A 12,612-nucleotide genomic window follows, 5' to 3' on the forward strand; every position below is an offset into this window, starting at 1 on the left:
TCATGTGAGGTGAACGTAGTGAAACCTGTTGTAATGGACAACAACCGAATTTTTCGGAGAGTGGGCGTGATTCTGGCCCTCTTTCTGCTGACCATAAGCATTGGCGTGCCGCTCTTGCTGATCTTCTGGCAAAGTGTGTATCCGGACGGACAATGGGACTGGATGGCACCGATTCGCACGATTACCGGTCATCATCTATCCGGTGTGTTGCTGAATTCCGTCTGGCTTGGCATCTGCGTTGTAGCGGTAACCACACTGCTGGCGCTACCGCTGGCCTGGATGATGGCGAAGACTCGGATGGGCGAGCATCGCTGGGTCAATGTAATCCTGATGATTCCGTTCATGACCCCGCCGTATATCGGCTCGATGGGCTGGATTCTGTTTATGCAAAAAGGGGGATATCTCCAGCAATGGGTGCCTTCATCTGCGGGCTGGAGTGAGCTGTTCTTCAGCTTCTGGGGCATGGTGCTCATCATGAGCTTGCACCTGTTCCCGTTCCTGTATCTGCTGCTTCGAGATGCGTTGATCCGCATCGGTGGCAATCTGGAAGAAGCGGGAGCCGTGCACGGTGCACGTGCAGGATACCGTTTCAGACGCATTATTTTACCCTTATTGTTGTCGTCTTACGGCATGGGAATCATGCTGGTCTTTGTCAAAACGATTGCGGAATTCGGAACACCCGCAACCTTCGGGCGCAAGATTGGCTATTATGTCATGACCTCCGAAATTCATAAGTACATCTCCAGTTGGCCGATTGACTTCGGCAAGGCAACTTCGCTGGCATCGGTGCTGTTGTCCGTCTGTCTGGTGATGTGGTATATGCAGTCTGCCATGAGCCGGAAGTTCACGTATCGTCTGGTTGGTGGCAAAGGGCAACGTTCAAAGCGATATTCTCTTCGTGGCGGAGCAGGATGGTTGTGCGGGGTGTATCTTGCAATCCTGTTGATCCTGTCGATAGGTATTCCGTATTTCTCCATCATCGCCGCTTCGACCATGAAGTTACGGGGATCGGGAATTGCTTTTGATAATCTGACCTTGGATCATTATAAGGAGCTGTTATCTTGGGGATCGGTGAGTATGAAGGCCATCGGGAACAGTCTCGGTCTATCCCTCGCGGCTTCAACTGTTGCTGTTATTATCGGAACCGGATTTGCACTCGCGATCGGCAGATCATCTTCATTCATGCAGCGAGTGATTGACCTGTTCAGTCTGTTGCCTAATACGGTGCCCGGCATCGTGATGGTCGTGGGTCTGATTCTCTTCTGGAACTCACCCTGGATGCCTGTCACGTTGTATAACACCTACGGCATGGTTGTGCTCACGTACGTTGTTCTCTTCTTGCCTTACACCGTGCAGTATGTAAAATCGAGCTTTACCCAGATTGACGGAACATTGTTCCAGGCTGGGCAAGTATTTGGCGGGAAACCGCTGTATATTTTGCGGCGTATCCTGATTCCGCTGATCCTACCCGGCATGCTGGCGGGCTGGATGATGACCTTTACGATTGCTACCCGGGAGCTGGTAGGTTCGTTGTTGATTCTTCCGCCGTCGATGCAGACGTCGGCTACGTATATTTTTGCCCAGTTTGAGCAAGGTCAGGTATCCCTTGGCATGGCGATGGCCGTGGTGACTGTAGGTATGACGGTGCTGATGCTGCTTGGAATCGAACTGCTGAATTCAAAGAGAAAGTGGAATGCATCATGATCAAACTTAACGTATGGGGCGGTGCAGGGGAACATGGACGTTCCGCCTATCTCCTGAGTGGCAGCAATGTTCGCCTTTTGCTGGATTGTGGTGTGAAAAAAGAAGGTACGGGCGAGTATCCGCTGATTGACCCGAAGATCGTCCCGCAACTGGATGTGGTCCTGTTGTCCCACGCCCATGAGGATCATTCGGTCGCCATCCCTTTGCTTTATAAGATGGGCTACCAGGGTGAAGTGTGGACGACGAGGGAGACGAGGGCGCAGCTGCGTACGTATTTTGCCAACTGGCGTAGGTTTGTAGAGCGTGTAGGCGAGAAACTCCCTTATGATGAAGCAGATGAGCGAGCTATTCGTTATCGGTATCTGGAAGATGAGGTCGTATCCCAAACCTGGTTCGAACCTTTTCCCGAAGTAAAAGTGATGTGGGGCCGGAGTGGACATCTGGCTGGATCGGTGTGGTTTGGACTTGAAATAGAAGCGAAGCGGATTTTCTATTCCGGAGACTACACGTCCGAATCGATGCTTTTACAGGAGGATTGTCCAGCGGAGGCGTTCTCACGGGAAAACATGATTCGTGAGAATCCTGTGTCCGATGCTCCGAGCAGTGAACAGTGGGGCGCGGAGGAACTAATTGCTATAAACAGTGGGCAAAAGGCTGGAGAACTCATAACGTCACCAGATCAGACATCTGTTGCATCAGAAGCGTCGTCAAGAACACTCGTATCCATGGAGATACCCATGAAGCAGGGAAATTTCACATCCAACGGAGCAGATGGAGTAGGCAGAGAAAACGTAGCAGGCAGAGCAAGCGGAGCAGATAGAGCAGCAGTATCTTCCGTCGGGCTGGTAGATCTGGCGATCGTTGATGCGGCCTACGGTACGGACCAAGATACACAGGCTTACAAACTGGAACAGCTGGAACGAGCCATTCGCCAGACGATTGCTCAAGGTGGAAAGGTGCTCTTACCTATGCCTGTCGTAGGGCGTGGACAGGAGATCATACTGTGGGCACAGCAACAATTCCCGGCTATCCCAATTGTAGTGGAACAAGGGCTGGTGGACGGCATGAAACAGCTTATGCATGTTCCGTATTGGTTGAGGGAGAAGGGAGAGCATGTCATCGGAAGTTCGTTGAAAGACAAAATTGATTGCTTTCTGACAGGACGAGGATGGGATCTGCCTACAACTACCCAAGAGCGGGAACAACTGTTGGAACATCATGCTGCTTCGCTATGGTTTATTCCGGACGGCATGATGCAGTCCTCGCTTGCCCGTTGGTATTATAGTCAATTATCGGACAGGGAGGAGAATCTGATTCTGCTCACCGGGCATGTTGCTCATGGTACATTTGCTGATAAGTTGCTACGGGTTCCTGACAAGTATGGAGTGTGTGATGTGCGGAAAATACGCTATAAAGTGCATCAGGGCTGGAAGGATGTTGAACGGATGCTGCATCAGGTTCCAGCAAGGCATACGGTCCTTGTGCATGCTGACCGGGCAGAGACGGACAGATTAAAAGAAGGATTGCTCAGAAATAGCCCGTCACCGGGAACAGTTATACATTCACTGTCTGCTGGTGACGAGCTATATGTGTGAATTGTGCATGAATCGAATTGATGCGTCAGATTGGAACGTCCATAGGGACGTTCTTTTTCCATTGTTGTCTGATCAGTTAGGGTTCGCGATGAATGGGGTGCTCCAGTTCGGCATGACCCATCAAACTATCAACGGCTTCACCATCCACCAGTATATCCAGGCTCTTCACTTCATCAAATTGAAACATCGTTGTTGTTAAAGCTTCCAATGCGAGCAATTCTCCACTGGTACCAAGACTGGCTTCAGCGGGGATATGAACATCCAGAGTTACCGTACCCTCAGCATATTGGATAGAGAGCAATTCCACCTGCTCCCAGAGGGAAACAAGCTCTGAATCGGTGTTTGTTTGCAACGCTGCAAATGTTTTTTCGTATTTTTCGGAATCATCCTTGTATTCAATTTCCTGTTCTGTTTTCTCTAGCTCAAGTACCTGAGAGTCTGCCAAATATACATCGACGACTTGTATATTCATTGTGCCCAGATCCACCTCCGTTTCGGATGGGTTTGGTGCCTGCACCTGTCCTCCCTGAACAGCAGGTTCATTTGAACCGGGTTCGCTCACTGGCTTCTGGGCACATCCAACTCCGATAAGGATCAAGCATGATAATATAAGTGCACAACCTAACTTCTTATTCAAAGAATCACTTCCTTTATCTGATTTATTTGATGATTTACAGGCCCAAATACTCCTTGATTCCATCGGCTATCGCTTGAGCGGCTTTCATCTGAACAACTTCGGACGACATCAGTTCTTCATCGAGTACATTACTCAAGAATCCCACTTCCAAAAGCACTGCAGGCATGGTCGTGTCTCGGATCACTTCCAAGTTGCCATTTTTCACACCACGATCTCTGAGACCCATGGCTTTCACCAAACGTTGATGAATGATAGTGGCTAATTCCTTACTATTACTGCGTTGATAATAATATGTCTCCGTACCTGTGGCTAGAGGGGCGGACTTCACGCTATTGCCATGGATAGATACGAATACATCCGCATTTAATTGATTGGCGAGTTTAACTCGCTCAGGGCGGGTCGGATAGGTATCACCTTCACGAGTCATCACCAATTCGATATTAGGTTCATTGAGCAGCAGGGCTTGTACTTTGTGAGCTATTGCCAGATTGTATTCCTTTTCGGGTTTGTTCGTGATGCTGATCGTCCCTGGATCACTGCCACCGTGTCCTGGATCGATGACCACAACCTTGCGTCCTGAGTCGCCTGCTGGAGTGACTGGAGCAGGTGTGACATTGTCACCCGCAACATTCAGATCAATAATCAGTTTGTCGGCAATCACATTGTGGCTGTACTGGACATTCTTCACATTATTCATTTCTACGACAATGCGAACTTGTGCCGGTTCTCGTTTGAACAGTGAATATCTCACTTCTGTCACATTGGGATAACCGCTCACATCCAACTTGCCATTGAGTCCTTGATCCAGCGGCTGGGAGATATCACCAAAGGTGGCTCCGGGCAGGTCCACAACCAGACGATCAGGGTACTTGAGGGTCGTTACTACCGGCTGAACGGCCCCATCGGTGGATAAAACGAGCTGATTGTTGGCAAATTGGATATCGGTAACCTGGGCGTTAGACGTTGAAGGCCCTTTTCCAGAACTGTTGCCTGGATCGATAGCAGGTTCCTTACTGGTGTTTGTTAAGTATACGATCTTGTCTTGATTATTCCATCTTACCTTAAGCCCCATTTGTTCACTGACAAATCGAATGGGCACCACCAGCGTTTTATTCAAAATCTGCGGTGCTGTGTTCAAAGTGACTTGTTTGTCAGCAACCATGGCTTGCTTTTGGTCGACGCTTAGGGAAATCGTCTGTTGATCTTGCTGAATTTTTACAGTGCGTGCTTGCTGGTTCCAATCGACTTTGAATTTCAAATTTTCGGCAACGACACGAATCGGGATCATCACGTTTTTATTGATAATCGTCACCTGTACATCACTTGGGAGGACTAATTGCTCTCCATCCATAAAAATTTTCGACGTGCTTGCAGCGGCATTTCCCTGATTAGGGAGCAAAAAGAGTAAGAACAGACTCAAAAACAGTAGTAAAATGGTTTTCTTCATTATGCACCTCGACTAGTATTAGATCTTTATCTCACTTCCAAAATATACCTACATAGTATAAACGGTAAAAATGTAAAAATGTTTCTCTTCTGATGTCTATTTATCAATTGATGGAAGAAAACATGATGTGTGATCGCAAATGGGATGAATATCTCTCTTTTTATTTTCAATGATGTAATTAAATTTCATATAATGTTTGACTTGTGAAATTTAATATCATATACTGGGTGAAATTATGGCAGGATGATGTGTTCATCGGGTCTTGCAGGAGGTTGGAAGTGGATGGATACAGGCAGCTATCCGATGTGGGAGAAGTATCGTTTGAAGCAGGAGCATCTGGTCATCGGACTAATGTCAGGAACGTCACTTGATGGAACTGACGGGGCACTGGTGCGTATTCAAACCGATATGAGCGGGGTATTACAGCAGATCGAGCTGGTTGATTTCGTCTGTGTGCCGTATTCGAATGGATTGAGAGACGTACTGATTCGGTTATGTTCACCGGGGACGGCGCGTGTCGACGAGCTGACAGCCGCGCATTTTGGTGTATCAGAGTGGTATGCGCATAGCGTTACGGAACTGATGCGGTCTGCCGGTATTTCAACGCAGCAGGTGGATGTGATTAGCATGCATGGACAGACGGTATGGCATGCTCCTGTAGCCTCTGCATTTCCAGGGCCAACGGGAGCCAGTATTGATGTGGTATCGACATTGCAGATCGGTGAATGTGCTGTCGTTCGAGAACGGACAGGGCTGCCAGTGATTGGTAACCTACGAGCAAGGGATATGGCGGCTGGTGGGGAAGGTGCCCCGCTTACGCCTTATGCGGATGCTCTGATGTTCCGCAGCCCGACGGAAGGACGGCTGGTGCAGAATATCGGCGGCATTGGCAATGTGACGGTGCTTCCCTCCGAGTCATCTACCGAAGGTATTTCGGCATTTGATACGGGACCGGGTAATATGGTGATGGACGCCATTGTGCGGCAGGCAACGGATGGGCGGCAGCATTATGATCCGAATGGAAGTATTGCGGCACAGGGGAAGGTCGATCAGGGTCTGGTAGAACTGTGTTTGGAGGATGAGTACTTCAAAAGACTTCCGCCGAAAAGTACCGGGCGAGAAGTATATGGAGCCGCATATGCAGTGAGACTGATGGAGATGGCCGCAGCGCGTTCCTTAACGCTTGAAGATACGCTGGCTACTGCCACCTGTCTGACCGCGGAGACCATCGTGCGCGCAGTAAAGGATTTTATCCTGCCCAAGGTGCAAATATCGGCCATGCTTGCGTGCGGTGGTGGCACTTCCAATGCCACGTTGATGGAGATGATCCGTCAGAGACTACCGAAAGATATCCGTTTGGAACGAACAGCAGATTATGGCGTACCTGATGATGCTCGGGAAGCCATTGGATTTGCTCTACTTGGCCATGAGGCACTAATGGGAAGAACCAATACACTTCCGGCCGTAACCGGCGCGAAACACGCCGTAATCTCAGGCAATCTCACACTTTAGTGAGGCCTGACTTTTAATATGAGTTCAGTTATGGAAGGGCGAGGAATTCGATTAGACGTGAGTGGAATTATAAGATAAAATGCTTGTACATGAATGCAGTACGGAAAGGAGGAGCGAATGGAAGGCATGAAAGGTGGACTTGTACGTTTACGCGCATTAATGGATGACTTAACTCCGTCCGAACGGAAGATCGGAGCTTATATTCTCGATCACCCGCAAGAAACTGTTCAATCCTCGGTGGCCCAGTTGTCTGAACGGAGTGGAGGCAGCCCAGCTGCCATTATCCGTCTTTGCAAATCACTGGGTGTAACGGGTTTTCAGGAGCTGAAGCTGAAGATTGCCGGAGATTTGCAGACGAGTGAGCCATATCAATATACGGAGATTCGTCCCCAGGACTCCATGGAGAGCATTATTCAGCATGTGTCCGCAAACAATATTCAGTCGGTGAAGGATACGGTTCATATTCTGGACCCACGTCTGGTGGAAAAAGCCGTGGACGTGCTTCATCAGGCAAACCGGATCTTTTTCTATGGAGTAGGGGCCTCCAACCTGATTGCGCTGGATGCACATTACAAGTTCATGCGAATCAATCGCACAAGCTTTTCGTTCGCCGATCCGCATATGCAGATTTCGTCCGCAACGACGCTTCGTGAAGATGATGCGGTGGTATGTATCTCGTATTCAGGGGAGACTTCAAACGTAATCTCCTGTCTCAAGCATGCTCATGATGGCGGTGCAGCGACAATCAGCATTACCAAGTGGGGCAGCAATACACTCAGTAGTATGGCGGATGTGCCTCTGATGATTACTTCCACCGAAAGTGATATTCGGAGCGGAGCCACATCGTCACGGATTGCTCAGTTGAACGTGATCGACATTTTGTATCTGGCGATTGCCAGTCGGGATTACAACCAGTCGGTGGAGTATTTGGAGAAGAGCCGACAGGCTATTCTGGAGCACAAGTGAAGTAGAACCATATGAATCCCTTTCTGTTTATGCAGGAGGGGATTTTTTGACGGATTATATCCGCTTTTAGAATAAAAAAATAAAAAAAAGAGCCCAGACTAATGTTGGGCTCCTCTCTTTCAACCTCTAATAATACCCCTTGTACGGCTCAGGAAGGCCCCGCAATGGCGCTGCGGACAAATCCGTCAGCCAGATCAAGCCTGTGTTGGGCTTCAGTTGCGTCCACGCCTGCCATCAGCATGACGATTGCCGTTTTTACATGACCGTCTGCACCGGTAAAAGCCTCTTCAATATCTGCTTCATTTGCTCCGGTTGCCAGATGTATCATGCGTTTGGCCCGATGGACAAGCTTCTCGTTCGAAGGGTTCAGATCGACCATGAAATTACGGTAAACCTTGCCCAGACGAATCATGGCGGTAGTGGTGAGCATGTTCAGAATCATTTTCTGGGCGCTGCCTGCCTTCATACGTGTTGAACCCATGACAACCTCTGGGCCGACAACAGCCTCAATGCTTACATCAGCCAACAGGGTCATCGGCGCGCCTGCATTATTGCTCAGGCTGATCACCGTAGCCCCGATCTCCTTGGCGTGTCTCATCGCACCCAGCACATACGGCGTTCGTCCACTGGCTGCAATGCCAACCACGACATCGTTTTTGTCTAAGCCCTGTTCATCAAGGTCCGCAGCTCCCAACTCCTGACTATCTTCAGCACCTTCAACCGGATCCTTCACTGCCCGGAATCCCCCTGCAATAATACCCTGCACCATGGAGGGCGGGGTTCCGTAGGTAGGCGGGCATTCCGAAGCGTCAAGTATTCCTAATCGTCCACTGGTACCTGCGCCTACATAAAAAAGCCTGCCGCCAGAATGAAACGCCTCCAAGATCCGATCCGCAGCTTGAGCAATGACCGGAATCAGGGGCTGAATGAGCTCCGCAATCCGTTGATCTTCCTTATTAATGAGCCTCATAATTTCTGCCGAAGGCAATTCATCTATATGATCCGTTAGTGGATTGGGTTGTTCTGTTATTAGTGAATTCAGCATGTGATTCATCCGTATGGCCTCCTTCTCTCTTTTAAAATGATTCATTCAGGGAACAGCGTTTTCTTGCCAGTTGTGCTGCGCCAACCGCTGGAGCGGGGGCATCTTCACGATATACAAAGTCCAACTCTCCATAATATCCCGATAACTTCTGGATAAATGTATTTCGGAAAAGTGTAGCGTATCGAAACATTGATCCGGACAGGACAACCGGAGTGGATGCAAATTCGGGATGACGGGCAATCAGCGCCTTGGCGGTATCCACCAATTGCGAGGCTTCGTCGATGATCAGTACCCGGGCGGCCTCATCTCCGAGTTCAGCTGCTTCTATAGCAAGGCGGGCGATGGATGCGGTCTCGGTTTTGCCCCAATCCGTCTGATACACCCGTGTCTTTAGCTCCGATATATCCCGAAGGTTCAGTTTCTTTAGAAGAAGCAGGGTTAAACGGGTTGGAGGAAGAACACCGTCATAACTCTGCATAACCACTTGGAGTGCACGCTGCCCAATACGATAGCCACTCCCCTCATCTCCGAGCAGGTGACCCCAGCCACCTGCACGGTATCGCTCTCCTTCCCGCGTAAATCCGTACACGATGGAACCTGTTCCAGAGATACACAATACACCGTGAGTATGTCCAAGAGAGGCCATCAGAGCATTCTCTCCTTCGGATACAACCCAGACTGGACAACCTTCAGATGCCTGTCGATTACGACTCTTCATATAGTTATTTACTGCTTCGGTTATAAGTTGCCGTTCTTGGATCGTATCTACACCTGACATACCAAGGCATATACCCTCACAATTTGTCGATAAATCACGTATTAGATTAAATAGCTGTTCCAGCACTCGTTGCAGTTCGGAAATGGCCTGTTCAGTTGATACGCTGTGAGGATTCGTGGGACCGCCGCTGAGTCGGGCGAGAATTTCACCAGATTCAGAAATGATTGCTGCATCAGTATTGGTACCGCCTCCATCTACGCCTACAAACACTCGCAAAGTGGCTCACCTCGCTTGCTTGGGTTTTCTTTTTACATAGTATAGTTGCATGAAAAGAAAAAGTAAAATTAAATTTTATAATAAAAAATAATGTTGAATTTTTATTTTACAACTCATATAATGAATTCAATCTACAATTTTGGAAGGAATTAATACTGTTAATGTCAATTAAGTTGACGTTAATATTGCATTTAAGAGATTTTGCCTGCGACTGACAGGCCCAATCTACAGGGGAGGTGCTTTTCCTTACTGCCGCGGTATAGGTGGATGGCGTTTGGAGGCCGAACGATCACAAAGGGGTAGCATGGTTAGGCAATGAAAGAATCGGATGATGACATGCAAAGGAGATGAAGGGATGAAAAAGAAGGGTCTGGTATGGGCAATGTTGTTGATGATGGTTTTGGTTACTGCCTGTGGGAATAGCGGAGGTGCTGCTTCGGATGACCCGAATGCCGATGATACGGTAACGGTATGGACCTATCCTGTACATGGCACATATGAAGATGAACTGAAGGATCTAATCTCTGATTTCAATAAAGAACACCCAAACATTACCGTGAAGACGGAAATGCTCTCCTGGGCGGAAGGGCCCAAAAAATTCGATGTCGCTCTGAACGCGGGTAACCCGCCGGATCTTTACTTTCATAGTGTAGACGGCACATATGTGAATACGGGATTGGCACTCGAGCTGGACAGCTACCTGACACCTGAGATCAAGGACGACTACCTGCCGGGTACGCTGGATTTAGGCCAGATTCAGGGGAAACAGTACGGACTACCGTTGTATCAATTCCAATGGGCATGGGGTGGTAACAAACGCATTCTGGAGGAAGCGGGCATTGATTGGAAGTCCATTCAACAAAATGGCTGGACCTGGTCCGAATTCAACGATGCTGCTGCCAAGCTGACCAAAACGCTGGATGGCGGGGCTAAGCAATATGCACTGGTTACCGACGGAACCTCGCTTGACTTCATTGAAATGCTGTCCCGGAACAACGGCATGATTGATGTTCTTGATAAAGACGGCACATTCCAATGGAATGATGGTCGCATTCTGGATACCCTCTCTTTTATCGAAAACCTGATGGATCAAGGGTATATGCCGAAGGAAACGGCGGCTCTTGCTCCAGCAAAACGGACGGATATGTTCTACGCGGGGGAAACGGCGATCATCTCCAAAGCGATTCCTTATTATGATGTGATGATTCAGAACCGCAATAAGGACATCGATGATGGCAAGGTGCAGGGAGAGAAGATTGATTTTGTCCTGTTGCCTGTACCGCATAATGATGATCAACCTGCGGCCACAACGATGGGTGGCGAAGGGTATGTAGCCTTCAAACAGAAGAAGGACAAAGGCGAACAGCATGCCAAAAATACGTTCCTGGTCATGGAGGCGCTCAGTGGTGCCAAAGCAGGGAACTCGGCCAATGAACTGGCGCTTCCATTCGTAAGACAGTCCCAGGTAGAACTGTTTAAAGGGAAAGAACTTGGGCAAGCGGATAATCTGGCTGCTGCAAAAGTCATGGCAGAGAATATCGCGATGCCGGTTGTACTTGAACTGGATATCGATAAAGCATCCCAGCAAAAACAATTCAAGGAACAGGTTGTGAAGCCAAACATCCAGGCGCTGTTCTCGGGTGAGAAAACACCGGAGCAGATCGCAGAAGACTTCAAGAACAAAGGCCAGCAGATGTTTGGACAATAACTCGGACAATCAAACATAACGTAAAACCACACTGATTAGGAGAGGAGGATTCGCCATGCAGACCGCCCTTGCGCCAAAACCGTCAGTGCCCCGGACTTCCCGGGTTGCCCGGTTTTGGCGAGACTACGGGTGGGCGTATTTGTTTGTTTTGGCGCCTGTCCTGCTGTTTCTCATTTTCACACTGTATCCTGTTCTGACGGCTCTTGTGATGAGCTTCCAGAAATACAACATTATGAACTCAACGTGGGTTGGATTGGATAACTACGAGCGACTGGTGAAGGATGAGACGTTCTGGAAGTCGATTAAAAATACGGTCATCTTCACCGTAGGCACAGTCCCGGTCAATATTCTCATTACATTTGTACTGTCCTATTTCATCTATCAAATGAAAAGCAAATGGCAGACATTTTTCAAAGCTACCATGTATCTGCCTGCGGTAGCCTCCGGGGTGACCATCTCCATTGTATGGCTGGCGATCTTTGACCCGACGGATTCAGGACTGTTCAACCGTTTCCTCGGTCTGTTCGGCCTTGACCCGGTAATCTGGCTGGGCCAGTCGGGAACGGCACTCTTTTCCCTCATTCTAATGAACTGGCTTGGATCGCACGGAGCGGGCATTATTCTGTATCTGGCAGCCATGGGTGGTATTCCGAAATCGCTGTACGAGGCGGCGGATATTGATCATGCCAGCGGCTGGACCCAGTTCAGCAAGATTACATGGCCGCTGCTCAAACCAACGACGCTGTATCTGCTCGTCACGGGTGTTATTACATCCTTCCAGGTGTTTATCTCTGTATATCTGATGACACAGGGTGGACCAAACTTTGCGACAACTACAATCGCTTATCTGATCTATGAGACGGCATTTAAGTTCTATGAGTTCGGATTGGCTTCGGCTCAGTCGTTTGTACTGGCGATTATCATCATTGTCATCTCCGTCATACAGTTCAAATATTTCTCCAGCGATATTGAGTATTAGAGGTAGTTCAAAACACGTACTATTA

The 12,612-nt window shown here is 48.8% G+C and carries 10 protein-coding genes; 6 read left to right on the plus strand and 4 right to left on the minus strand.

The window, feature by feature from the left end:
• Positions 1-33: 33 nt before the first annotated feature.
• Both MHI12_RS01785 and MHI12_RS01790 read left to right on the plus strand, forming a co-directional pair.
• Entirely contained in the window at positions 34-1,704 is a 1,671-nt protein-coding gene (locus MHI12_RS01785; protein WP_405172913.1) for an ABC transporter permease, read from the plus strand.
• Complete coding sequence (locus MHI12_RS01790) at positions 1,701-3,299, plus strand: MBL fold metallo-hydrolase (protein WP_405171333.1); 1,599 nt, start codon at positions 1,701-1,703, stop codon at positions 3,297-3,299. The genes MHI12_RS01785 and MHI12_RS01790 overlap by 4 nt, the downstream gene beginning before the upstream one ends.
• A 76-nt stretch (positions 3,300-3,375) precedes the next feature.
• Here the strand turns inward: MHI12_RS01790 and MHI12_RS01795 are convergent, their stop codons facing one another.
• Both MHI12_RS01795 and MHI12_RS01800 read right to left on the minus strand, forming a co-directional pair.
• A complete protein-coding gene (locus MHI12_RS01795; protein ID WP_405171334.1) occupies positions 3,376-3,936 on the minus strand; it encodes a GerMN domain-containing protein in 561 nt (186 codons plus the stop codon).
• 34 nt (positions 3,937-3,970) lie between these two features.
• Positions 3,971-5,383 carry an N-acetylmuramoyl-L-alanine amidase gene (locus MHI12_RS01800; protein ID WP_405171335.1) on the minus strand — a complete coding sequence of 471 codons (1,413 nt, stop codon included), beginning with the start codon at positions 5,381-5,383 and terminating at the stop codon, positions 3,971-3,973.
• A gap of 282 nt (positions 5,384-5,665) precedes the next feature.
• On the opposite strand from MHI12_RS01800, the gene MHI12_RS01805 reads away from it, so the two are divergent.
• The gene (locus tag MHI12_RS01805) at positions 5,666-6,895 is read left to right on the plus strand and encodes an anhydro-N-acetylmuramic acid kinase (RefSeq protein WP_405171336.1); all 1,230 of its coding nucleotides are present in this window, start codon (positions 5,666-5,668) and stop codon (positions 6,893-6,895) included.
• A 126-nt stretch (positions 6,896-7,021) separates the two neighbouring features.
• The gene (locus MHI12_RS01810) at positions 7,022-7,861 is read left to right on the plus strand and encodes a MurR/RpiR family transcriptional regulator (RefSeq protein WP_036616797.1); all 840 of its coding nucleotides are present in this window, start codon (positions 7,022-7,024) and stop codon (positions 7,859-7,861) included.
• A 148-nt stretch (positions 7,862-8,009) separates the two neighbouring features.
• On the opposite strand, the gene murQ is transcribed toward MHI12_RS01810, so the two are convergent.
• Positions 8,010-8,915 carry an N-acetylmuramic acid 6-phosphate etherase gene (gene murQ / locus MHI12_RS01815; RefSeq protein ID WP_405171337.1) on the minus strand — a complete coding sequence of 302 codons (906 nt, stop codon included), beginning with the start codon at positions 8,913-8,915 and terminating at the stop codon, positions 8,010-8,012.
• A gap of 22 nt (positions 8,916-8,937) precedes the next feature.
• Positions 8,938-9,894, minus strand: coding sequence for an N-acetylglucosamine kinase (locus tag MHI12_RS01820; protein ID WP_405172914.1), 957 nt, complete (start codon positions 9,892-9,894; stop codon positions 8,938-8,940).
• A 361-nt stretch (positions 9,895-10,255) separates the two neighbouring features.
• On the opposite strand from MHI12_RS01820, the gene MHI12_RS01825 reads away from it, so the two are divergent.
• Both MHI12_RS01825 and MHI12_RS01830 read left to right on the plus strand, forming a co-directional pair.
• Positions 10,256-11,608, plus strand: coding sequence for an ABC transporter substrate-binding protein (locus MHI12_RS01825; protein ID WP_405171338.1), 1,353 nt, complete (start codon positions 10,256-10,258; stop codon positions 11,606-11,608).
• A 55-nt stretch (positions 11,609-11,663) separates the two neighbouring features.
• On the plus strand, positions 11,664-12,587 hold the full coding sequence (locus tag MHI12_RS01830) for a carbohydrate ABC transporter permease (protein ID WP_405171339.1): 924 nt from the start codon (positions 11,664-11,666) through the stop codon (positions 12,585-12,587).
• Positions 12,588-12,612 lie beyond the last annotated feature (25 nt).

It is taken from the genome of Paenibacillus sp. FSL H8-0280 (assembly GCF_045040665.1).
Taxonomy (GTDB): domain Bacteria; phylum Bacillota; class Bacilli; order Paenibacillales; family Paenibacillaceae; genus Paenibacillus; species Paenibacillus xylanexedens_A.

Coding starts and splice junctions, on each gene's coding strand:
- MHI12_RS01800 (WP_405171335.1), bottom strand. CDS start 5,383: ATGAAGAAAACCATTTTACTACTGTTTTTGAGTCTGTTCTTACTCTTT.
- MHI12_RS01790 (WP_405171333.1), top strand. CDS start 1,701: ATGATCAAACTTAACGTATGGGGCGGTGCAGGGGAACATGGACGTTCC.
- MHI12_RS01810 (WP_036616797.1), top strand. CDS start 7,022: ATGAAAGGTGGACTTGTACGTTTACGCGCATTAATGGATGACTTAACT.
- murQ (WP_405171337.1), bottom strand. CDS start 8,915: ATGAATCACATGCTGAATTCACTAATAACAGAACAACCCAATCCACTA.
- MHI12_RS01805 (WP_405171336.1), top strand. CDS start 5,666: ATGGATACAGGCAGCTATCCGATGTGGGAGAAGTATCGTTTGAAGCAG.
- MHI12_RS01785 (WP_405172913.1), top strand. CDS start 34: ATGGACAACAACCGAATTTTTCGGAGAGTGGGCGTGATTCTGGCCCTC.
- MHI12_RS01830 (WP_405171339.1), top strand. CDS start 11,664: ATGCAGACCGCCCTTGCGCCAAAACCGTCAGTGCCCCGGACTTCCCGG.
- MHI12_RS01825 (WP_405171338.1), top strand. CDS start 10,256: ATGAAAAAGAAGGGTCTGGTATGGGCAATGTTGTTGATGATGGTTTTG.